The organism is Belnapia sp. F-4-1 (assembly GCF_000802185.1).
Taxonomy (GTDB): Bacteria; Pseudomonadota; Alphaproteobacteria; order Acetobacterales; family Acetobacteraceae; genus Belnapia.
Map to the genome: position 1 here is coordinate 1,454,563 of NZ_KN676113.1, position 22,109 is coordinate 1,476,671.

The following is a 22,109-nucleotide window of genomic DNA, read 5'->3' on the forward strand; positions in this document are numbered from 1 at the left end:
CGATGATGCGTACCCTGTTCCTCCAGGCTCCCTCGTTCGACGGTTTCGACGGCGGCGCCGGCTCGCGCTACCAGGCCCGGCGCGAGATCAAGAGCTTCTGGTTCCCGACCTGGCTCGCCCAGCCGGCCGCGCTGGTCGAGGGCTCGAAGCTGGTCGATGCGCCGCCGCACCGGCAGAGCCTGGCGGATGTGGCGCCGATGGCGCGCGACCATGACATGGTCGTGCTGCATACCTCGACGCCCTCCTTCAGCTCCGACGTGAAGGTGGCGGAGCGGCTGAAGGCCGAGAACCCAAACCTCAAGGTCGGGCTGATCGGCGCCAAGGTCGCCGTTCAGGCCGAGGAATCCTTGCGCGACGCGCCGGTGGTGGACTTCGTCGCGCGCAACGAGTTCGACTTCACCGTGAAGGACGTGGCCGAGGGGCGCGACTGGGCCTCGATCAAGGGCCTGTCCTGGCGCAACAGCCAGGGCGTGCTGGTCCACAACGCCGACCGGCCGGTGCTGGAGGACATGGACAGCCTCCCCTTCGTCTCGCCGATCTACAAGCGCGACCTCGACTACAAGAAGTACTTCATCGGCTACCTGAAGCACCCCTATGTCTCGATCTACACGGGCCGGGGCTGCAAGAGCCGCTGCACCTTCTGCCTCTGGCCGCAAACGGTGGGCGGGCACCGCTACCGCACGCGGAGCGTCGGCAACGTCATCGAGGAGATCCGCTACATCCGGGACAATTTCCCGGGGCTGAAGGAAATCTTCTTCGACGACGACACCTTCACCGACGACCTGCCGCGCGCCGAGGCGATCGCGCGCGAGATGGGCAAGCTCGGCGTCACCTGGTCCTGCAACGCCAAGGCGAATGTTCCCCGTGAAACATTGAAGGTGCTGAAGGATGGCGGGCTGCGCCTGCTCCTCGTCGGCTACGAGAGCGGCAACCAGCAGATCCTGCACAACATCAAGAAGGGCATGCGGATCGACGTCGCCAAGCGGTTCACCAAGGACTGCCACGAGCTCGGCATCATGATCCACGGCACCTTCATCCTCGGCCTGCCAGGCGAGACGACGGAAACCATCCGCGAGACCATCCAATTCGCCATCGAGACCAACCCGCATACCCTGCAGGTCTCGCTCGCGGCGCCCTATCCGGGGACCTTCCTGTTCGACCAGGCGCAGAAGGAGGGGTGGCTGGACACCGCGCACACGGAATACGTGGATGCGCATGGCGTGCAGATCGCGCCGCTGGCCTACCCGCATCTCAGCCATACCGAGATCTTCAACGGCGTCGAGGACTTCTACCGGAAGTTCTATTTCCGCGCGCCGAAGATCGCCTCGATCTGCGGCGAGATGATCCGCGACCGGCAGATGCTGGTGCGCCGCCTGCGCGAAGGCGTGGAGTTCTTCCACTTCCTGCGCGAGCGGAAGACGGCGGGGGAGCAGCAGGCCGCCTGAACTGGACCGCCCCGGGCCCTCGGGCCCGGGGGGCTGCCATGAGTCCCCGCATCATCCTCAACGCCGACGATCTCGGCCTCGCCGGGCCGGTGAATGCCGCGGTCGAGCAGGCGCACCGCGAGGGCGTGCTGACGGCGGCCAGCCTCATGGTGGGGGAGCCGGCGGCCGAAGAGGGCATCGAGGTGGCGCGGCGCAATCCGCGGCTGGCGGTCGGGCTGCATCTGACGCTGACCGACGGGACGCCGACCTTGCCGCCGGAGCGGATTCCGGCGCTTGTTCAGGCGAATGGGCGCTTCCGCGACGATATGGCGGGGCTTGGGCTGACGCTCGCCGTCTCCGGCGCCGCGCGGGCGCAGTTGCGGGCGGAGATCGCGGCGCAATGCGCGGCCTTCCGGGCGACGGGGCTCGAATGCGACCATCTCAATGCGCATAAGCATTATCATCTGCATCCGGTCATTGCGGCGGTGGCCTTTGCCGAGGCGGCGCGCATGGGCGTCCGGGCGGTGCGTATCCCCTATGAGCCGGGGGCGGGCCGGGCGCTGGCGGCGCTGATCCTCTGGCTGCGGCGGCTGGCCGCGCGGCATGGGCTGCGGGCGCCGGATCGTGTCGTCGGGCTTGGCTGGACGGGGGCCTTTACCGCGGAGCGGTTGGCGGGGGCGCTGGCCGGGCTGCCGCCGGGGGTGACGGAGCTGTATTTCCATCCGGCGACGGAGGGCGGCTTCCCCGGCGCGGCGCCCGGCTATCGCTATGCGGAGGAGCTTGCCGCATTGGTCGATCCACGGATTCGCGCCACCTGCGCCGAGCTCGTGACCGGCGGCTATGCGGCGATGCTGGCGTGAACCGGCTCGGGCTCCTGCTCGCGGTCGCCGGGCTGGCCGGGGCGCTGCTGCTGATCGGACAGCAGGACCTCAGCGAGGTGGGCGGGTTGCTGGCAACGGCCGGGTTCGGGCTGGTGCTGGCGGCGCTGGCGCATGTGCCGTCGATGGCGCTCAACGGCCATGCCTGGCGACTGCTGCTGCCGCGGGCGCACCGGCCAGGGCTCGGGGCGATGACGGCCAATGTCTGGATTCGCGAGTCCGTGAATGGGCTGCTGCCGGTGGCGCGGATCGGGGGCGAGATCGCCTCCTACCGGCTGCTGCGGGGCGAAGGCGTCGCGGTGGCACCGGCGGCGGCGAGCCTGATGGTGGACATGGCGCTCTCCATCCTCAGCCAGCTTGCCTTCTCCCTGCTCGGCCTGGCGCTGCTGGCCTGGGCGGGGGCGGGCATCGGCTGGGGCGCCATCGGGCTCGGGCTGCTGGCCGGGCTGGCGCTGGCGGGCGGCTTCATCCTGGCACAGCGGGCCGACATCCTTTCCCGCCTCGCGCGGCTGCTGAACGGGGTGGCGGCCGGGCGCTTCCCCGGCATCGCGGCGCATTCGGCGCGGATCGACCGGATGACGCGGCGCATCTGGCGGGTGCGCGGGGCGATCGCCGGCTGCTTCCTCTGGCAGCTCGCCGGCTGGCTGGCAGGGTCGCTCGAGATCTGGATCGCCCTCACCGCCCTCGGCTACCCCGTCTCCATCGCCGAGGCGGTGGCGATCGAGGCGATGATCCAGGCGCTCTCCTCGGCCGCCTTCCTCGTCCCTGGGGCGCTCGGCTTGCAGGAGGCCGGGTTCCTCGGCCTCGGCCTCCTGCTCGGCCTGCCGGCGGAGGCTGCGGCGGCGCTCGCCATCGCCCGCCGCCTGAGGGACCTCATCATCTTCCTGCCGGGGCTGCTGGCCTGGGTCTGGATGGAGCGGCGGATGGTGCCGCAGCCATCCTGACTACTCCTTGTGGACGCGGAGCGGGCCGAAGCTCTGCACCACCGGCATCACCTGCAACAGGTTGACGTTCACCCGCGCCGGGCGAGTCGCCACCCAATGCACGATGTCGGCGATATCCTCCGGCGTCAGCGGGTCGGTCCCGGCATAGACGCCGGCCGCCTTCTCGGCATCGCCGCCGAAGCGCACGGTGGAGAACTCCGTCCCGCCGACGAGGCCCGGCTCGATATCCGTCACCCGCACCTTGGTCCCATGCAGGTCGGCGCGGAGGTTGTAGCTGAACTGGCGGACGAAGGCCTTGGTGGCGCCGTAGACGTTGCCGCCGGGATAGGGCCATTCCGCCGCCGTCGAGCCGATGTTGAGGACATGGCCGGCATTGCGCTTCACCATGCCCGGCAGCACGGCATGGGTGAGGTACATCACCCCCTTCACGTTGGTGTCGAGCATCGCCTCCCAGTCGTCGAGCGAGGCCTCCTGCGCCGGCGCGATGCCGCGCGCGAGGCCGGCATTGTTCACCAGCAGGTCGATGGCGGCCCATTCGGCGGGGAGGCCGGCAATGGCCGCCTCCACCGCCGCCCGGTCGGCGACGTCGAGGGCGAGCGGCAGGACCTGGCCGGGCAGCTCGGCGGCCAGCGCGTCCAGCCGTTCCTGCCGGCGGCCGGCGGCGATGATGCGGGCGCCGTCGGCGGCGAAGCGGCGTGCGATGGCGAGGCCGAATCCGGCCGTGGCTCCGGTGACAAAAACGATCATGCCTTCTCCTTCGCGGGGGCGTGATGCCAGCCAATGCGGCCAGGGATTGAAAAGTCTTACGGTTTGTCCATCTTCCGCCGGGTCGGCCGGCGCTGTAGACTACCGTCAAGGTGGCATGTTCCCATGCATATGGGCACCTGTTGAGCCGATGTGCCATCGCCTTGGGCGGCTGGTGCGAATAAGGGCGCTGAGCCATGCGCCTCCTGACCCATCGGAGGCCTTAGACCGTGCGGATTCTCCTCGGCGCACCTTTTCTCGCGTGCGCCTTCTCCTCCCTGTTGCTGCTGGCCCCGCTGCCAGTGCATGGGGCGGAGCCTGCGCCGAACGAGGTGCAGATCCCGATCGACGAGCGGCAATACCGCGCCGCCGGCATCGAGGTCGTGCGCGTCGAGGCCGAGGGAGGCACCACCCAGACCATGCTGCCCGGCACGGTGAGCGTGCCGCCGCAGCAGTTGCGCGTCGTCGCCGCCCCGGCGGCGGGGCTGGTGGAGGCCGTCCTGGTCGCGCCGAACGAGCCGGTGAAGGAAGGCCAGCCCATCGCCCGGTTGCGCAGCACGGACCTGCTCGAGGCGCAGCGCACCTATCTCCAGGCCCTCTCGGCCGAGAAGCTGGCCGCCGAGAAGCTGCGGCGCGACGAGCAGATGCACCGCGAGCGCATCATCGCCGAGCGCCGCCTGCTGACGACGCGCGCCGATCACGACTATGCCCGCACCACCTTGCAGGAGCGCGAGCAGATGCTGGCGCTGCTCGGCATGGCGGAGGCGGATATCCGTGCCGTCCGCGACCAGCGCCGCATGGTCCCGGCCCTCACCGTCAGCGCGCCGGCCGATGGCGTGGTGCTCGAGGTCCGCGCCACGGCCGGCGAGCGCATCGCCCCGGCCGCGCCGCTGTTCAGCATCGCCCAGCTCGACCCGCTCTGGATCACCTTGCAGATGCCGCTCTCCCAGGCGAATGCGATCACCCCCGGCACCCGCGTCGGCGTGCCGGGGACGCCGGCGCAGGGCGAGGTCATCCGCCTCGGCCGCGCCGTGGATTCCGCCACCCAGTCCCTCGCCGCCGTGGTCGAGGTCTCGGACGGGGCGGAGGCGCTGCGGCCCGGCCAGGTGGTGACGGCGAGCGTCGCGCTCCGCCCCAACGGCACGCCGCAATGGCGCCTGCCCTCCGGCGCCGTGGTGCGCCATGCCGGCCAGTCCTGGGTTTTCGTCCGCAGCGCGCATGGCTTCCGCGCCCGGCCGGTGGTCGTGATCGCGGAGACCGCCAGCACCGTCTCCATCCGTGCCAGCCTCACCACGGAGGACCAAGTGGCGACACGCGGCATCCTTTCGCTGCTGGCCGAACTCACCGAGATCTACGGGGGCTGACCGCACCATGCTGATGCGCCTTGTGGCGCTGGCCCTGAGCCAGCGGCTGATCGTCGCGCTTGCCACGCTCGGGCTGATCGCCTGGGGGGTGAACGCCTATCGCAAGCTGCCGATCGACGCCTTCCCCGATGTCTCCCCGACCCAGGTGCTGGTCGCCATGCAGGCGCCCGGCCTGCCGCCGGAGGAGCTCGAGACGCAGGTGACCAATCCGGTCGAGCTGGCGATGAAGGGCATTCCCGGCCTCGTCAACATCCGCTCCATCACGCGCTATGCGACGGCGCTGATGACTTTCGAATTCGCCCCCGGCACCGACATCTACTGGGCGCGTACGCAGGTGGACCAGCGGCTCGACGACCTCGAATCGCAATTCCCCGACGGCGTCTCGGGCGGCCTTGCCCCGGTCGTCACGCCGCTCGGCGAGATGCTGATGTTCACGCTGGAGGGCGGCACGCTCTCGCCCATGCAGCGGCGCACGCTGCTCGACTGGGTGATCCGGCCGCAGCTCCGCGGCCTGCCGGGCGTCGCCGACGTCAACACCCTCGGCGGCCATGTCCGCACCTATGAGGTGGCGCCCGATCCGGCGGCGATGGCGGCGCGCGGCATCACCACCGCCATGCTGGCCGAGGTGCTGGGCCAGAACAACCGCAACGACGGCGCCGGCCGCGTGCAGGACGGCGAGGAGGCGCTGCTGGTGCGCGCCGAGGGCCGCATCCGCACGCTGGAGGATATCCGCGCCATCGTCGTCGTCTCGCATCCGACCGGCGTGGTGCGCGTCGGCGACATCGCCGATGTCCGCTTCGGCGCGCTGGCGCGCAACGGCGTCGTCACCCGCAACGGCGAAGGCGAGGCGGTGTGGGGCATCGTGCTCGGCCTGCGCGGCGCCAATGCGCGCACCGTCGTCAACGGCGTCACCGCCAAGCTGGCCGACATCCAGAAGACGCTGCCCGAGGGCGTGAAGATCGATATCTTCTACGACCGCAACGACCTGATCGAGAAGGCGGTCTGGACGGTCCAGAAAGTGCTGCTGGAGGCGATCGCCCTCGTTACCGTGCTGCTGATCCTATTCCTCGGCAACCTCCGCGCGGCGCTGGTTGTCTCGCTCGCCCTGCCGCTCTCGGTGCTCTCGACCTTCGGGGTGATGTCGCTCTACGGCCTCTCGGCCAACATCATGTCGCTCGGCGGCCTCGCCATCGCCATCGGCCTGCTGGTTGACTGCGCCGTGGTGGTGGTCGAGAACGTGGCGCATCGCCTGGCCGGGATGGAGGGCAAGCCGGGCCTCAAGGCGCGCAGCCAGGCGACGCTGGAGGCGGTGCGGGAGGTGGCGGTACCGCTGGTCTCGGGCGTGGTCGTCATCGTCACCGTCTTCGTCCCCCTGCTCTCGCTGCAGGGGCTGGAGGGGCGGCTCTTCGGCCCGGTGGCGCTGACCATCATCTTCGCCCTCTGCGCCGCGCTGCTGCTCTCGCTCACCGTCGTTCCGGCGCTCGCCGCCTCGGTGCTGAAGGCGGGAGGGCACGCGAAGGAGCCCTGGCTCGTCCGCCGGCTGCACGCAGTCTACGACCCCTTCCTCGCCTGGGCGATGAAGAACCCGCTGAAGGTGGGCGGCGCGGCGCTGGCCGGGCTGGGCCTCGCGGTGTTCCTGTTCGGCCGCATCGGCTCCACCTTCATGCCCGTGATGGACGAGGGCACGCCGGTCGTCACGCTGCGCAAGCACCCGACTGTCAATGTCGATCAGGCCGCCGAGTCCGACCTGCTGCTCCAGCGCGAGATCATGCAGCGCGTGCCCGAGGTGCGCGGCATCATGGGCCGTGCCGGTGCCGACGAGCTGGGCATCGACCCGGTCGGGCTGAACGACAGCGACCTCTTCCTCAACATCGCCCCGCGCGAGGAGTGGCGCGACAAGAAGAACCGCGACTTCGTCATCGATGAGGTGCGCAAGGTGCTCGATGCCTTCCCCGGCATCTCCTATGCCATCAACCAGCCGATCGACATGCGGGTGCAGGAGATGATCATCGGCGCCCGCGGCGACGTGGTGGTGAAGGTCTTCGGCTACTCGATCGGCGAGCTGAACACGATCGCCCGCCAGGTGGAGGAGACGGTGCGCGGCATCGCCGGCTCCTCGGAGGTCTTTGCGCTGCGCAACGAGGGGATGAAGTATCTCCGCGTCGAGATCGACCGCTTCGCCGCCGGCCGCCTCGGCCTCAACGTGCGGGACGTGCAGCAGGCGCTGCGCGTCTGGGTGGACGGGCGCGACATGGGGCTGGTGCTGGAGCAGGAGCGGCGCATCCCGCTGATGCTGCGCGGCGAGGGCAGCCTCCGCCGCTCGGCCACCGACCTGCAGCGGCTGGTGCTTGCCCTGCCGGGCGGGCGCACCGTGGCGCTCTCCCAGGTGGCGCGCATCACCGAGGAGGAAGGGCCGATCCAGGTGATTCGCGAGGGCACCCAGCGCTACGCCACCATCCTTGCCAATGTCCGAGGGCGGGACCTGGTCGGCTTCGTCGCCGAGGCGCAGGCCGCGGTCGCGCAGCGGGTGGAGCTGCCGCCCGGCTACCGGATGGAGTGGGGCGGGCAGTTCGAGAACCAGCAGCGCGCCTCGGCCCGCCTCGCCATCGTCGTGCCCATCGCGCTCGGCATGATCTTCCTGCTGCTCTACTTCACCTTCGGCTCGGCGCGGCAGGCGGCGCTGGTCTTCTGCAACGTGCCCTTCGCCGCGATCGGCGGCGTGGTGGCGCTCTGGCTCTCGGGCGAGTTCCTCTCGGTGCCCGCCTCGGTCGGCTTCATCGCGCTGATCGGCATCGCCGTGCTGAACGGCGTGGTGCTGGTCTCCTACATCAACCGGCTGATCGCCGAGGAGGGGCTGGCGCTGGCCGATGCGGTGCGCGAGGGAGCGAAGCGGCGGATGACACCGGTGATCCTTACCGCCACCATCGCCGCCTTCGGCCTTGTCCCCTTTCTCTTCGCCACCGGGCCGGGGGCGGAGATCCAGCAGCCGCTGGCCGTGGTCGTCATCGGGGGCCTGGTCACGGCGACGGTGCTGACGCTGGTGCTGCTGCCGATCCTCTACGCCCGCTTCGCCCTGCCGAAGGCCGAGGCCGAAGCGGCACCAGCCGCCAGAACAGCGCCCCCGGCCGGCGCCAAGCCAGTGCCTGCCGAGTGATGCCGCCAATGCGTCCGATCCTGCTTCTGCTCGCCCTCCTGCTCGCGCCGATTGCGGCCGAGGCGCAGGGCGACTCGCTCCTTGCCCGGCATCTTGACCAGGCGGTCTCGCTCGATGCCGCCAGCCGCGGCCTTGCCGCCCAGCGCGGGGCGGTGGCGGCGCGGAGTGCCACGGTGCGCTCGCCCATCGCCGGCTCGCCCGCCGTCAGCGGCGCCTGGCGCACCGATACGCGCGGGCCGCGCGAGGCGCTGCAATTCGACCTGGAAGTGGGCGCCCCGATCTGGCTGCCCGGCCAGCGCAGCGCCCTCGGCAATGCCGTGGCGACAGGCGTCACCGAGGTGGAACGGCAGATCGCGCAGCGCCGGCTGGAACTGGCCACGCTGCTGCGCGAATACTGGTGGAACGCGGTGCTGGCGGCACGCGACCAGCGCCTCGCCCGCGACCGGCTGGCCACGGCGCGCGACATCGCCCGCGACGTGGCCCGCCGCGCCCAGCTCGGCGACATCCCGCCCTCCGACAGCCTGCTGGCGCAGAACGAGACGCTGGCGGCGGAACTGGCGCTGGCCGATGCCGATGCCGCGCTGGTCGCCGCCCGCGCTGTCTACGCCACGTTGACCGGCGGCGCCGAGCCCGACCTGCCGACGGAGTCGCCGGCGCCGCGTACGGCGCGCCACCCGTTGCTGGCCGCCGCCGAGGCGAGCCTCGCCCGCGCCGAGGCGGAGGCCCGGCTGGTGGCGGCGACGCCGCGCGACAACCCGGAACTGGGCGTATTCGGCCAGAGCCAGAACGGCAACGTGACGGAGCAGGGCGTCTCGCTCGGCCTCCGCCTCCGCCTGCCGCTGGCGACCGAGGCGCGCAACGCCCCACGCCGTGCCGCGGCCGAGGCGGAGATCACCCGTGCCACGGCGGTGCTCACCCAGCAGCAGCGGCTGGTGCGGGCGGGGGTGCTCGCGGCCGAGCAGGCGCTGCGCGCGGCGGAGGAAGCCTTCCGCATCGCCCGCCAGCGCCTCTCCATTGCCGACCAGCAGCTCGATACCGCGCGCCGGGCCTTTCGCGCCGGCGAGACGGGCATCTTCGACCTCTACCGGGTGCGGCAGCTTCAGCTGGAAGCGGCCGGAGCGGAGGCGCGGGCCTCGGTGCAGCTCGGCCGGGCGCGGTCGCGGCTCAACCAGGCGGTGGGGTATGCGCCGGGGCTGTGATCAACCCCGCAGGGCGGTGGCCGTGCGCTGCCGCAGCTCGGCCACCAGCCGCTGCGCCCCACCGTCGCGGAGCAACCCCGCGAATTCGGAGCGGCGGCTGGCCAGCTCGCTGATCGTGCCGGTCAGGTAGACATCGACGATGCGGCTTTCGCGCAGCAGGTAGTTGATCTGCACCGGCGAGTCGTTCGGGCGGACGATCCGCGTGTTGACCAGCACGTCGCCGTTGGGGCGCGGCGTGCTGCCCTCGATCTCGAAGCTCTCGCCGCCATAGCCGTCGAAGCGGTTGGCATAGGTGGCGATGGACCAGTCGCTGAAGGCCGCCACCAGCGCCTGCTGGTCGGCCGGGGAGAAGGTGGTCCAGGGCGGGCCGACGGCGATGCGGGCCATGGCCGGCAGGTTGAAGACCTGCTCCATCACCGGCCGGAGGCGCTGCTCCCGCCCGCGGACGCCGAGGCTGCGGGCGTTCCTCATCACGTCGAGCAGGGCGGCGTTCAGCCGTTCGATCGGCGCCGTCTGCGCCCGGGCGGCGGGGGCAATGGAAAGGGCCGCAAGCGCGGCGAGCAGGGTGCGGCGGGCGATGCTGTTCATGCGCCGCCCTCTAGCATGGGCCGGCCCCGGCCCGCGATCCGGGGCCGGGATCACATCGGCCGTTATCGAGGGAGCCTTACCGCGGCAGGAAGCCGACGATCCGCTCCGCCTCGGTGACGATGGGGTCGGCGATGGCGGCGGCGCGGTCGGCGCCCAGGCGAAGGGCCGCGTCGAGCGAGGCCGGGTCGTCCAACAGGCGGCGCATCTCGGCCTGGATCGGCGAGAGATGGGCGACCAGCGCCTCGGCCAGCACTTCCTTGAAAGCGCCGAAGCCCTTCCCGCCATGCTCGCGCAGCACGCCGTCGGGCGTGGTGCCGGTGATGGCGGCGAGGATGCCGACCAGATTGCGCGCCTCGGCGCGGCCCTCGAGCCCGGCCACTGAATCGGGCAGCGGCTCCGGGTCGGTGCGGGCGCGGCGGACCTTGAGGGCGATGGCGTCGGCGTCGTCGGTCAGGTTGATGCGCGATTGGTCGGAGGGGTCGGACTTCGACATCTTCTTCGTGCCGTCGCGGAGCGACATGACGCGGGCGGCGACGCCCTGGATCAGCGGCTCGATGCGCGGGAAGAAGCCCTCGGCGGAGAAGTCGTGGTTGAACTTCTCGGCGATGTCGTTGGCGAGCTCCAGGTGCTGCTTCTGGTCGTCGCCGACCGGCACCAGCGTCGCCTTGTAGGCCAGGATGTCGGCGGCCATCAGGTTCGGATAGACATAAAGGCCGGAGGAGGCGGCCTCGCGGTCCTTGCCGGCCTTGTCCTTGAACTGGGTCATCCGGTTCAGCCAGCCGAGCCGGGCAACGCAGTTGAAGATCCAGGCCAGCCGGGCATGGGCGTGAACATGGCTCTGGATGAAGAGGATGCAGCGCTTGGGATCGAGCCCGCAGGCGATCAGCGCCGCGGCCATCTCCCGCGTCTGGGCCGCCAGCTCCTTGGGGTCCTGCCAGACGGTGATGGCGTGCAGGTCGACGACGCAATAGATCGCGTCATGCGTGTCCTGCAGCGGCACCCAATTGCGGATGGCGCCCAGGTAATTGCCGAGGGTCGGGATGCCGGAGGGCTGGATGCCGGAGAAGACGCGCTGCATGGCCGGTTGATCCACCCGCCGGCCCCGCAGGTCAAGCGGCGGCTGTGACCTTGTAGCCCTCTTCCTCCACGGCGGCGGTGACGGCGGCGGGCGCCGCCCCGGTCTCGGCCCGGACGGTGCCGGTGGCGAGGTCGATGGCGACCTCCGCCTTCGGGTCCAGCGTGCGGATGGCCTCGGTCACGGCGCGGACGCAATGGCCGCAGCTCATGCCTTCGACATGCAGGGTCAACATGGGTGCTTTCCTTCCAGCCCATCGAGGATGGGGCAATCGGGCCGGGCATCGCCGTGGCAATGCGCGGCCAGGTGACGGAGGCTCTCGGCCATGCGGCGGAGGCTGTCGGCCTTCTCCTCCAGCGCGGCGACATGGGTGAGGGCGATGGCGCGAACCTCGGCGCTGGCCCGGCCCCGGTCCTGCCAGAGGGCGAGGAGGCGGCGCACCTCCTCCAGCGGGAAGGCGAGGTCGCGGGCATGGCGGATGAAGCGCAGCACGGCGATGTCGGCCTCGGCGTAGCGGCGGTAGCCGTTCGCCTCGCGGGCGGGGCGGAGCAGGCCGATCGCCTCGTAGTGGCGGATCATCTTCTCCGAGACGCCGGAGGCGCGGGCGGCCTCGCCGATGCTGGCGGTCATGGGCGCCACCTCGCCAGGAGCAGGGCGTTGGCCAGCACCGAGACGGAGGAGAAGGCCATCGCCGCCCCGGCCAGCATGGGGGAGAGCAGGCCGGCCGCGGCCAGCGGCAGGCCGATCAGGTTGTAGCCGAAGGCCCAGCCGAGATTCTGCCGGATGGTGCGGAGCGTCCGCCGCGTCACTGCCAGCGCCGCCGGCACCAGGGCCGGGTCGGGCCGCAGCAGGGTGATGCCGGCGGCCTGGATGGCGATGTCGGTGCCGGAGCCCATGGCGATGCCGAGATCGGCGGCGGCGAGCGCCGGGGCGTCGTTCACCCCGTCGCCGACCATGGCGACGCGCTCGCCCGCCGTGCGCCAGGCGGCGATGCGGCCGGCCTTGTCGGCGGGGAGCAGGCCGGCGGCGGCCTCCGTGATGCCGAGGCGGGCGGCGACGGCGGCGGCGACATCGGGGCTGTCGCCGCTCAGCATGGCGGTCTTCGCGCCCATGCGGGCGAGGCCGGCGACGGCCCCGGCGGCGCCCGAACGCTCGGTGTCCTCGAAGGCGAGCAGGGCGAGGGCGCGCTGGCCCTCGATCAGCCAGGCCGGCGTCATCCTTGCGGGCGCGGCGAGGCCGGAGGGGTCGGCGCCGCTCTCGGCCAGCAGGCGCGGGCTGCCGAGCAGCAGGGCACGGTCCTCGACGGTGCCGGCGACGCCGCGGCCGGGGAGCGCGCGGAAGTCGGCGACCTGGGGCAAGTTGGGCCCGGCGCGGTCGAGCACGGCGCGGGCCAGCGGGTGCTCGCTGCCGGCCTGGAGCGCGCCGGCAAGGCGCAGCGTCTCGGCCTCCGTTACGCCCGGTGCGGTGGCGATGGCGGCGAGGCGCGGGCGGCCCTCGGTCAGCGTGCCGGTCTTGTCGAAGGCGACGAGGGTGATGGTCCCTGCCCGCTCGATCGCCTCCGCATCGCGGATGAGGATGCCGGCCCGCGCCGCCGCGCCCGTTCCCGCCATGATGGCCGCAGGCGTGGCGAGGCCGAGGGCGCAGGGGCAGGCGATGACCAGCACGGCGGTGGCGCGCAGCACGGCGGCCTCGGCCCCGGCGCCCGCCAGCAGCCAGCCGACCAGCGTCAGGGTGGCGATGCCGATGACGGCGGGGACGAAGGCGGCGCTCACCCGGTCCACCAGCCGCTGCACCGGGGCGCGGCTGGCCTGGGCGGCGGCGACCAGGGCGGCGGTGCGGGCGAGCACGGTTTCGGCGCCGACCGCGCGGACCTCCACCACCAGCCGTCCGTCGAGGGCGATGGTGCCGGTCGAGACCGCATCGCCCGGGCCACGTGCCACGGACCGGCTCTCGCCGGTGAGCGCGCTCTCGTCGATGCCGGCCTCGCCCGCCTCGATGCGCCCATCGGCCGGGATGCGCTCGCCCGGCCGCACCACCACGCGGTCGCCGAGGACGAGCGCCGCCGCCGGCACCTCCTCCTCGGCGCCACCCGAGAGCCGCCGGGCATCGCGCGGGCGGAGCGCCAGCAGCGCCTCGATCGCCGCGCCGGTCGCGCGGCGGGCGCGGGCCTCCAGGTACTTGCCGAGCAGGATGAAGAGGATGACGACCGCGCTCGCCTCGAAATAGAGGTGGTGCCAGCCGCGCAGCAGCCCCCAGAGCGAGAGCCCGAAGGCCGCGCTGGTGCCGAGCGCCACCAGCAGGTCCATGTTGCCCGTGCCGGCCCGCAGCGCCGCCCATCCCGCCCGGTAGAAGCGGGCGCCGAGCCAGAACTGCACCGGCGCGGCGAGGGCGAGCTGCACCCAGCCACCCGGCATCCAGTCCCGGCCGAAGGCCATGCCGATCATGCCCAGGAAGAAAGGCAGGCTGAGCAGCGCGGCCAGCAGCAGGTCCCGGCGCTCCCGCCCGCCTTCGGCCGCCCGGACCTCCGGCGTGCTTTCGCGCAGGGTGTAGCCCGCCCGCTGGATGGCCGCCGCCAGCGCCGCTTCCTCGACCCCGGCCACGGCGCGGACCATGGCGCGCTCGGAGGCGAGGTTCACCTGCGCCTCCAGCACGCCAGGGAGGCGGCGAAGGGCGCGTTCCACCCGCCCGGCGCAGGTCGCGCAGGTCATGCCGGCAATGCCGAGGTCGAAGCGCGCCTCGGGCACGGCGTAGCCCGCCTTCTCCACCGCCTCGATCAGCGCCGGAAGCGGCGCCGTGCCCTCGACGGCAACCCGCTCCGTCGTCAGGTTGACCCGGGCCGAGGTGACGCCCGGCACGCGGCCGAGGGCTCGCTCCACGCGCCCGGCGCAGGTGGCGCAGGTCATGCCGGCAACGGGCAGGCCGAGGGCTTGCGGCGCAACCGGGCGGGTCTTTTCCGTCCCTGCGGCGTCTTCCTCGCTGGGGCGAGCAATCCCCCGCCGGTTCATCGCCGGTGTCGTGTCGGGACGGATCTTGGGGTCGGCAGGGAGGGGCGCTTCGGGCATGGCGGAGATATGGAGCTTCCCACAATGGGAGGGTCAAGGGCTGGAACCGCCAGAGGTTGCCATCGCCGTCGAGGCCTGGCGCCAGGCCTGGCGGCCGGAGCGTCTTCGCCTGCTGCTCCTCGCCGAGAGCCATATGGCGGGCTCGGCGGCGGAGCTGGCGGCACCGCTCCTGCCGGCGCCGGGCTGGCCGATGCCGGCCGGCTTCGTGCGGCATCTCTATTGTCCGGCCTATGGCGAGCCTTCGCTGGCGCCCGAGGTGGCCCGCAACGCCGGGACGCCGCAATACTGGGGCCTGCTCTCCGCGGCGGAGGGCAGCACGGCACCGACCCGCGCAGCCTTTCCGGCGGTGGAGGCGCGGCTCGCCGCCAAGCTCGGCCTGCTGCAGCGGCTGCGACGGCGTGGGGTCTGGCTGACCGATGCATCGCTGGTGGCGGTCGCCGGGCCGGGCGGGGCACGGGTGTCGCCGGCCGCCTATGCGGCGGCGCTGCGCGAGAGCTGGCGGCTGCATCATGGCGTGGTGCTGCCGGCCCTCGACCCGGCGGGCGTGGTGGTGATCGGCCTCGGCGTCGCCAAGGTGCTGCGGGCGGAGCTGGATGCCACCTTTCCCGGCCGCTGGCAGGCGGTGCCGCAGCCGATGGGCGCGCGCGGGGCGGCCGCAGCCGCGGCGATGGTCGCGGCGCTGGCCGAGGCGCTGCGGCGCCATGCACCGGGCGATTGACTCCGTCCCGCCCGTGCCCGACATCCCCGGCCATGCCGCACCCGTTCCGCCTCGCGCTGCTCCTCCTGCTCCTGCCGGGCGCCGCCCTGGCCCAGGGCTCACCTCAGCCGGGCCAGCCCTTCCATGTCGTGAACCGCACCGGCGTGCCGGCGAAGGAGCTGAACGCCGTCCGCACCCCGCGCGGGGCGGCCAGCGATTGGGGGCGCAACCTGCTTTCGCCCGAGCGGCCGCTGGCGCCGGGCGGCGGCTTCCGCGTCAACCCGGCCGAATCCGCTGGCTGCCGCTTCGACCTCCGCCTGGTGCTGACGGACGGGCGGGAGGCGATGCTGCAGGACCAGGATATCTGCGCCAACCGGGAGCTGGCGCTGGAGGCCGCGAGCCGCCCGCTGCCCTCCGGCAAACCGGCGCCCGCCACCGCCGCGGTGGTGCCGCCGCCTTCCAACGTGCCGCAGCAGCGGCCGAACCAGAATGCCCGCAACGTCTCGACCGGCAGCGGCTTCCTCGTCGCGGCGGACCGGGTGCTGACCAACCAGCATGTGGTCAATGGATGCGACCGCATCGTCATGCGCGCGCCCGATGGGCGCTGGCTCGCCGCGGTGCCGCCAGCGCGGGTGGACAATGATCTCGACCTTGCCCTGCTCGCAGTGCCCGGCCTGCCGGGGCCGGCGCTGCCCTTCCGCGGCGGGCCGGCGGTGCGGCGGGGCGATGGCGTCGTCGCCTATGGCTTCCCGCTGGCGGGGCTGCTCTCCTCGGATGCCAAGCTGACGCGGGGGGAGGTGAACGGGCTCGCCGGCCTCGCCGACAACCGCAACCAGTACCAGATCAGCGCCGAGGTCCAGCCAGGCAATTCCGGCGGGCCGCTGCTCGACATGCATGGCAACATCCTCGGCGTCGTCGTCTCCAAGCTGAACGCCCAGCGCATCGCCAAGGTCACCGGGGACATCGCGCAGAACATCAATTTCGCGGTGAAGGGAGAGGCGGCGCAGGTCTTCCTTCGCCGCGCCGGGCTCAACCCGCAGGTGGCGGAGAGTAGCGGGCCGGAGCGCGGCGCGGCGGATGTCGGCGAGATCGCCAACCGCAGCACGCTCTTCATCCGCTGCGAGCGGTAGCGGGCCAAAGAACGAGCGCGGCCAGCAGCAGCGCGAGCCAGCTCCCCGCCAAAGCGGGGCCGGCGCCGAAGGCGTCGATGGCGAGGCCGACCAGCAGCGGCACCGCGCCGAAGCCAAGGTGGGCGAGGACGAAGTAGCCGGCGACGGCGCGCGCCCGCTCCTCGCCCGAGGCCGCCTCGGCCACCGCCGCGAGGCCGCCGGGATAAACGAAGCCGTAGGTGCCGATGCCGACCACGGCGCCGCCCAGCAACAGCGAGGCCATCTCCCAGCGCGCGGCGCCGAGGCCCGCGGCGCCGAGGAAGGTCAGCCCGGCGCCGAGCAGCAGGATGCCGAGGCCCAGGCGCACCGCCCGCCGCGGCGCCACCTGGCGGAAGCCGCGCTGGGCGATGACGCCGATCAGCATCATGGCGCAGGCGGCGAAAGGCCCGGCGAGCGGCCGGCCGCCGGCGGCAAGGGTCGATTGCACCGCCGTCAGCACCGTCCCAGTCACGCCCCAGCCGGGGAGGATGGCGCAGGTCGTCGCCAGCGTGCCGCGCGGGAAGCGGGGGCGTCGGAGCCAGCCCTCCTGGGGTGCCGCCAGCGTTTCCGGCAGGCGGGCAACAAGGGCAAGCAGCACGAGGCAGATGACGAGGTGCAGGGCGAAGGTCGGCGGCGGCCGTAGCGCCGGCCAGGCAAGGATGGCGGCCAGCGTCAGGATGCCGCCGGCGCCGAAGCTGCCGATGGTGGCGAGGGCGATCACCCCGGCGGCGCGGCGCCCGCCCTCAGGCCCGCCGCCGCCGAGTTCCGCCCCCCAGGCTGCCGCTGCGCCGGCGACGCAGCCCATGCCGAGGCCCTGCGCCACCCGCGCCAGGGCCAGCGCCGGGATGCTCGGCCAGAGGCTCAGCGCCAGGCTGGACAGCGCGGCGAGCGCCACGCCGAGCAGCACGCAGGGCTTGCGGCCGATGCGGTCCGGCAGCGGCCCGAGCAGCGGCGCCGTCACGATCACCGTCGCCGCATAGCAGGCGAAGGCGAGGGCCAGGGCGCCGGCGCCGTAGCCGCCGCGGGCCGCCATCTCGCCATAGAGCGGCAGGGGGATGGTTGTCGCCAGCCCAACGGCGCCGATGGCGAGGCCGACCACGGGCACGGCATGGGCAGGATAGGGCAACGGGCGACTCCGGCGGCGGCCGGGCAGAGTGCGGCAGGCGGCAGGGCGGGTGAAGGGCCCGCCCAATGGACAAGACGACCCGCAGGGGGCAAGATTCGTTGCCATGACCGACCTTTCGCTCCGCGACAGCACCGCAGCCGACATCCCGGCAATCGCCCGCATCTATGCCCACTGGGTCCGCCATGGCTCCGGGAGCTTCGAGACCGAGCCACCGGACGAGGCGGAGATGGCGCGGCGGCGGGAAGCAATCCTCGTTGGGGGCTATCCCTATCTGGTGGCCGTCGATGCGGCAGGGACGGTGCTTGGCTATGCCTATGCCAGCGCCTACCGGACGCGGCCGGCCTATCGGTTCACGGTGGAGAATTCGATCTATGTGTCGCCTGAGGCCGGGCGGCGCGGCATCGGCCGGCTGCTGCTGCAGGCGCTGATGGCGCAGTGCGAGGCGCTCGGCTACCGGCTGATGGTGGCGGTGATCGGCGATTCCGGGAATGCCGGCTCGATCGGGGTGCACAAGTCCTGCGGCTTCGCCCATGCCGGCCTGCTGCCCGCCATCGGCTGGAAGCATGGCCGCTGGCTAGACTGCGTCCTGATGACCTGCGCGCTTGGCGAAGGGGCCTCAACGGCCCCTGACTGATGGCGGGGTCCGGGGGGAAGCTTTCCCCCCGGGTGGAGGCACGGGGGCAGGACCCCCGTCACCCGCTTTACGCGTAGCGGCGCGCCGCCATGGCGGCGTTCCGCGTACCCATCCGCGCACCGAGCACTGCGGCCACGGCGCCGAGCAGCATCGCAGCGAAAGCCCAGTAGGCTGCCACAGCGCCGGCCGTCGCCGCCGCATCGGCCGCTTCGCGGGCCTGGCGCTCTGCGGTCTGCGCCGTCTCGGTCGCCTGCTGCTCGACCTGCTGGATGCGGCGGTTCGCCTCATCGGCCGGGATGTTGTACTCGGCTGCCACCAGCCGGCCCAGCCGGTCGCGGTCCCCCTGCGGCAGGTTGCCGTCGGTGACGCGGCGGGTGAGGATCTGGCCGATCTCCGCCTTGCGCTGGTCGCTGTTCATCGCCGCCGGGTCGCCGCCGCCGGTGCCGCTGAGGGCGTTCTGCGCGCGGTCGACGAGCTGCTGCGGATCGATCTGGCTGGCGAGGCGGCTGGCCGGGCCGGAGGCGGCGGAGGCTGCCTGACCGGCGGCTTGGGACACGCCGCCGACGATGGAGGAGAGGCCCTGGGTCGCGGTCGAGGCGGTGCCGGCAATGATGTTGCCGAGCAGCACCGCCGAAAGCAGGTAGCCGATGGCCCAGACCGAGAGGCCATGCAGCGTGCTGTCCGTGCCGTCCGCGCTGCCCGAGAGGCGCGCCGCGACATAACCGCCGACCGCGAGGCCGATCAGGTTCGAGATCAGCAGCCAGGCGCCGGCGGCGATGCCGACGGTGGAGCCGCTCGGCGACTGGGCGTTGGTGGCGTCGACCGAGCTGGCCCCGACGGCGACACCGAGGATGGAGAGCATGGCGCCCACCGCGACGGCGACGATGCCGCCGGCGAGGATGGCGCCCCAGGAGACGCGGCGCGGCAGGGGCGCAGCGGTTTCCAGCGAGCCGGTCATGGTGCCGGGCGTAGTGGTCGCGCCTATGGTTTGCGTGGCCATTTGTTGTATCCGTGACTGGTTGTGGCGGCAGAACGCCCGCCCCTCGCGGCGGTTCACGGCTTCGGGTTGCGGTTTCTGCCTTGCTCCCGCCACAGGCCCGGTCCAAACCCCCGGCCATTGCTTCTCTGGTCCGGAATTGCCGATGCAGGTCTACCTGCCGATCGCCGAGATGTCGGTGGACGCCTTCCTGCTGGTCGGCATCGGGTTCGGCGTGGGCTGGCTTTCCGGCCTGTTCGGCGTGGGCGGCGGCTTCCTGCTGACGCCGCTGCTGATCCTGATCGGCATCCCCTCTCCCGTCGCCGTCGCCTCGGGAGCGAACCAGACGCTCGGCGCCTCGGTCTCCGGCCTCATCGCGCAATGGCGGCGCGGCAATGTGGACGCCAAGATGGGTGGCGTGCTGCTGGTCGGCGGCGTGCTCGGCTCGCTGGCGGGCGTGCAGCTCTTCGCGCTGCTGCGGCGGGTGGGGCAGGTCGACCTCGCCGTCTCGGTCTTCTACGTGGTCGTGCTGGGCACGGTCGGCGGGCTGATGGTGATGGAGAGCGTGCGCGCCATCCTCCGCCGCCGCACCGCCACGAAGCGCAAGCTGCACGAGCATTTCTGGATGCACGGCCTGCCGCTGAAGATGCGGTTCCGCCGCTCGCGGCTCTACATCTCCATCATCCCGCCGTTTGCGGTCGGCTTCGGCATCGGCGTGCTCTCGGCGGTGATGGGGGTGGGCGGCGGCTTCATGCTGGTGCCTGCGATGATCTACTTCCTCGGCATGCCGACCTCGGTGGTGATCGGCACGTCGCTCTTCCAGGTGGTCTTTGTCGCCGCGAACGTGACGATGCTGCAGGCGGTGCAGCTCGGCACGGTCGACATCCTGCTGACCATGCTGCTGCTGCTCGGCGGCGTCGCCGGCGCGCAATTCGGCGCCTCCATGGGGACGCGGCTGCGCGGGGAGGAGACGCGGGCGCTGCTCGGCCTGCTGGTGCTCTCGGTGGCGATGAGCCTGCTCTGGGGCCTGCTGCGGAGGCCGCCGAACCTCTTCAGCAGCGGCCCCGCGCTGTGATCCGCCTCGCCCTGCTGCTGCTGCTCGCCTGGGCCAATCCCGGCCGGGCGCAGGAGGTGCCGCTGGTCGCCGCCCTTTCGCAGAGCGCGGTCGAGGTGACGACGGGCTTCACCGGCACCTCGCTCATGGTCTTCGGCAGCACCGAGGGGCCGATCGGGCCGGGCGGGGACGAGGTGCTGGTGGTGGCCCGCGGCCCGACCCGGCCGGTGGTGGTGCGGCGGAAGGTCCCGGTGCTCGGGATGATCTGGGTGAACGGGCCCTCCGCCCGCTTCGCCGGGGTGCCGGGCTTCTACTTCCTCGCTGGCACCCGCCCGGCCTGGCAGGTGCTGCCGGAGGACGAGCGGCAGCGGAACAGCCTCGGCCTCGACAGCCTGCCGCTGACCAGCACCGGCGCGCGCTCACCCGCCTTCCGCGCCGCGCTGCTCGACCTCGAGAGCCATAGCGGCCTCTGGCTCGAGAACACGTCGCCCGTCGAGATCGCCGGCAGCCGGCTCTTCCATGCCCGGCTGCCGCTGCCCGCCGCGGTGCCGACCGGCGACTACCAGGTGGAGGTGCTGCTGGTGCGCTCCCGCCGGATCGTGGCGCGGCAGGCGCTCGCCTTCCGGGTGGACCGGGTCGGCACGGCGGACCGCATCGCCACCGTCGCCGCGGACCAGCCTTTCCTCTACGGTCTGTCCTGCATTCTGTTCGCGGCGCTGGCCGGCTGGCTCGGCAGCGTCCTGTTCCGGAGGGGTTGATGGGCGAGACGCGGGAGCAGCAGGAGGCCGCGAGCAAGCGCGACCGGGTGTTTCTCGTGGTGGTGGACGACAGCCCGGAGCGGGCCGTCGCGCTCCGCTATGCCTGCCTGCGCGCGCGCAACGGCGGCGGGCGGGTGGCGCTGCTGCGGGTGACCGAGCCCGAGGGCATCACCGAATGGGCCGGCGTCGGCGCCATGATGGCCGAGGAGCGGCGGGAGGAGGCGGAGCGCATCCTCAGCGGCCTCGCCGCGCAGGTGAACGAGATCACCGGCGGGCTACCGATCCTCCTCATCCGCGAGGGCAATCCCCGCGATGAGCTGCTGGCACTGCTCAAGGAGGACCCGCGCATCTCCATCCTGGTGCTGGCCTCCTCCGGCGACGGCAGCGGGCCGGGGCCGCTGATCAACGCGCTGACCGGGCGCTACGCCACGCATGTGCGGGTGCCGATGACGATCGTCCCGGGCAACCTCGACGATGCCGAGATGGAGCGCGTGACCTAGCCTCGACCGCGACGCCGGGCCCATGGGACGCGATAGCCGGGATCAAGCTCGCGACACCGGGGCATCCCGGGCCAATGCCGGCCGTTACGGCATGCATGGGATATGGTCATCGAGCTTGGTGCGCCTGCATGGGCAGGCTGCCTTGGCCGAGGCGCTGGCGCCGGGCGGCGATGCTTTTCATGTTGCTGCTCCTGCCCGGCTGCGAGACCCTGAACCGCATGGACTACCTGGATCAATTCTTCGATCCAGGGGCTTATGCGGCCCGGCACCAGCCTCGGCCGTCTCCTCCCGCCGGCCCCGGGCGCGCGGCAAGTCCGCCCCGGCAGCTACCCCCTGTTGCAAGTCCGGAGCAGAAGCCTTCCCTGCCGGCAGCGCCCGAACCTGCCGACGACTCGGTGAGCCAAGCCTCTGCCGTGCCGGAAGGGGGACGCGACCAATGGATCCGCAGCACCGTGCGGACGCACCCCTGGCTCGCCCTGAACTGGTCCCAGTTGACGACGGCGCAGCAGCAGCAGGTCGAGCGTCAGCTGTCCCGTGCTGGTAATGGCGAGTCTACGGCCGAGAGTGACCCTGCATCGGCCTGGGACACGATGGGCCTCGACGACCGCACCGAGCTTGCCTTCGGCACTCCCGCCATGGCCGGCGTCGCATCCAACAGGAGTGGCGGCTACGCGGAGCGGCGCCGCTAAGGCGGTTTCCGTTCGCACCGGCTCACGGAGCCCGCTTCAGCTTGTTGTATTAGCGAGCAAGTTAGTACGCTCAGGTGGTTCCACCTGATCGGAGT

General features: G+C 72.3%; 21 protein-coding genes. 13 read left to right on the forward strand and 8 right to left on the reverse strand.

The annotated features are described in order from the left end of the window. Positions 1-2 precede the first annotated feature (2 nt). From hpnJ to LH62_RS07075, 3 genes are read left to right on the forward strand one after another with little or no spacing between them, the layout of a single operon-like run. Positions 3-1,445, forward strand: a complete 1,443-nt coding sequence (gene hpnJ / locus LH62_RS07065) for a hopanoid biosynthesis associated radical SAM protein HpnJ (RefSeq protein ID WP_043360209.1) — start codon at positions 3-5, stop codon at positions 1,443-1,445. A gap of 38 nt (positions 1,446-1,483) precedes the next feature. Next, entirely contained in the window at positions 1,484-2,284 is an 801-nt protein-coding gene (hpnK, locus tag LH62_RS07070; protein WP_043360211.1) for a hopanoid biosynthesis-associated protein HpnK, read from the forward strand. After that, positions 2,281-3,246: a lysylphosphatidylglycerol synthase domain-containing protein gene (locus LH62_RS07075; RefSeq protein WP_043360213.1), complete on the forward strand. Its 966-nt coding sequence runs from the start codon at positions 2,281-2,283 to the stop codon at positions 3,244-3,246. The genes hpnK and LH62_RS07075 overlap by 4 nt, the downstream gene beginning before the upstream one ends. On the opposite strand, the gene LH62_RS07080 is transcribed toward LH62_RS07075, so the two are convergent. Continuing rightward, positions 3,247-3,993 (reverse strand): SDR family NAD(P)-dependent oxidoreductase, encoded by a 747-nt coding sequence (locus LH62_RS07080; RefSeq protein ID WP_043360215.1) that lies wholly within the window; start codon positions 3,991-3,993, stop codon positions 3,247-3,249. A 227-nt stretch (positions 3,994-4,220) separates the two neighbouring features. Between LH62_RS07080 and LH62_RS07085 the strand changes: the two genes are divergently transcribed. The 3 genes from LH62_RS07085 to LH62_RS07095 are packed head-to-tail and all read left to right on the forward strand — an operon-like array spanning position 4,221 to position 9,707. After that, positions 4,221-5,354, forward strand: coding sequence for an efflux RND transporter periplasmic adaptor subunit (locus LH62_RS07085; RefSeq protein ID WP_144404410.1), 1,134 nt, complete (start codon positions 4,221-4,223; stop codon positions 5,352-5,354). Positions 5,355-5,361: 7 nt separating this feature from the next. Further along, a complete protein-coding gene (locus LH62_RS07090) occupies positions 5,362-8,508 on the forward strand; it encodes an efflux RND transporter permease subunit (protein ID WP_043360216.1) in 3,147 nt (1,048 codons plus the stop codon). 8 nt (positions 8,509-8,516) lie between these two features. After that, complete coding sequence (locus tag LH62_RS07095) at positions 8,517-9,707, forward strand: TolC family protein (protein ID WP_052213841.1); 1,191 nt, start codon at positions 8,517-8,519, stop codon at positions 9,705-9,707. On the opposite strand, the gene LH62_RS07100 is transcribed toward LH62_RS07095, so the two are convergent. The 5 genes from LH62_RS07100 to LH62_RS07120 form a co-directional block, all read right to left on the reverse strand. Next, entirely contained in the window at positions 9,708-10,295 is a 588-nt protein-coding gene (locus tag LH62_RS07100) for an ABC transporter substrate-binding protein (RefSeq protein ID WP_043360217.1), read from the reverse strand. It lies immediately after the preceding gene. A 76-nt stretch (positions 10,296-10,371) separates the two neighbouring features. Beyond that, positions 10,372-11,373 carry a tryptophan--tRNA ligase gene (trpS, locus tag LH62_RS07105; protein WP_043360218.1) on the reverse strand — a complete coding sequence of 334 codons (1,002 nt, stop codon included), beginning with the start codon at positions 11,371-11,373 and terminating at the stop codon, positions 10,372-10,374. A gap of 31 nt (positions 11,374-11,404) precedes the next feature. Further along, on the reverse strand, positions 11,405-11,605 hold the full coding sequence (locus tag LH62_RS07110; RefSeq protein WP_043360219.1) for a heavy-metal-associated domain-containing protein: 201 nt from the start codon (positions 11,603-11,605) through the stop codon (positions 11,405-11,407). After that, positions 11,599-12,000, reverse strand: a complete 402-nt coding sequence (locus LH62_RS07115; RefSeq protein ID WP_043360220.1) for a MerR family transcriptional regulator — start codon at positions 11,998-12,000, stop codon at positions 11,599-11,601. The genes LH62_RS07110 and LH62_RS07115 overlap by 7 nt, the downstream gene beginning before the upstream one ends. After that, entirely contained in the window at positions 11,997-14,432 is a 2,436-nt protein-coding gene (locus tag LH62_RS07120) for a heavy metal translocating P-type ATPase (protein WP_255359984.1), read from the reverse strand. The genes LH62_RS07115 and LH62_RS07120 overlap by 4 nt, the downstream gene beginning before the upstream one ends. Between LH62_RS07120 and LH62_RS07125 the strand changes: the two genes are divergently transcribed. Together LH62_RS07125 and LH62_RS07130 are read left to right on the forward strand one after the other, a co-directional pair. Further along, on the forward strand, positions 14,431-15,150 hold the full coding sequence (locus tag LH62_RS07125) for a hypothetical protein (protein WP_043360221.1): 720 nt from the start codon (positions 14,431-14,433) through the stop codon (positions 15,148-15,150). The two genes, LH62_RS07120 and LH62_RS07125, sit on opposite strands and share 2 nt — an antisense overlap. A 32-nt stretch (positions 15,151-15,182) precedes the next feature. Continuing rightward, positions 15,183-16,259: a trypsin-like peptidase domain-containing protein gene (locus LH62_RS07130; RefSeq protein WP_043360222.1), complete on the forward strand. Its 1,077-nt coding sequence runs from the start codon at positions 15,183-15,185 to the stop codon at positions 16,257-16,259. Here the strand turns inward: LH62_RS07130 and LH62_RS07135 are convergent. Beyond that, a complete protein-coding gene (locus LH62_RS07135; protein ID WP_043360223.1) occupies positions 16,240-17,403 on the reverse strand; it encodes an MFS transporter in 1,164 nt (387 codons plus the stop codon). The two genes, LH62_RS07130 and LH62_RS07135, sit on opposite strands and share 20 nt — an antisense overlap. A gap of 103 nt (positions 17,404-17,506) precedes the next feature. Between LH62_RS07135 and LH62_RS07140 the strand changes: the two genes are divergently transcribed. After that, positions 17,507-18,037: a GNAT family N-acetyltransferase gene (locus tag LH62_RS07140; protein WP_043360224.1), complete on the forward strand. Its 531-nt coding sequence runs from the start codon at positions 17,507-17,509 to the stop codon at positions 18,035-18,037. 67 nt (positions 18,038-18,104) lie between these two features. Here LH62_RS07140 and LH62_RS07145 read toward each other — a convergent pair whose 3' ends face one another. Next, on the reverse strand, positions 18,105-19,037 hold the full coding sequence (locus LH62_RS07145) for a hypothetical protein (RefSeq protein WP_236552497.1): 933 nt from the start codon (positions 19,035-19,037) through the stop codon (positions 18,105-18,107). A gap of 142 nt (positions 19,038-19,179) precedes the next feature. Between LH62_RS07145 and LH62_RS07150 the strand changes: the two genes are divergently transcribed. The 4 genes from LH62_RS07150 (at position 19,180) to LH62_RS07165 (ending at position 22,014) form a co-directional block, all read left to right on the forward strand. Continuing rightward, the gene (locus LH62_RS07150; protein ID WP_043360226.1) at positions 19,180-20,088 is read left to right on the forward strand and encodes a sulfite exporter TauE/SafE family protein; all 909 of its coding nucleotides are present in this window, start codon (positions 19,180-19,182) and stop codon (positions 20,086-20,088) included. After that, on the forward strand, positions 20,085-20,825 hold the full coding sequence (locus LH62_RS07155; RefSeq protein ID WP_052213843.1) for a TIGR02186 family protein: 741 nt from the start codon (positions 20,085-20,087) through the stop codon (positions 20,823-20,825). Before LH62_RS07150 ends, LH62_RS07155 begins: the two co-directional genes overlap by 4 nt. Continuing rightward, positions 20,825-21,325, forward strand: a complete 501-nt coding sequence (locus tag LH62_RS07160) for a universal stress protein (RefSeq protein WP_043360228.1) — start codon at positions 20,825-20,827, stop codon at positions 21,323-21,325. The genes LH62_RS07155 and LH62_RS07160 overlap by 1 nt, the downstream gene beginning before the upstream one ends. Positions 21,326-21,720: 395 nt before the next feature. Beyond that, positions 21,721-22,014, forward strand: coding sequence for a hypothetical protein (locus tag LH62_RS07165; protein WP_144404411.1), 294 nt, complete (start codon positions 21,721-21,723; stop codon positions 22,012-22,014). Positions 22,015-22,109 lie beyond the last annotated feature (95 nt).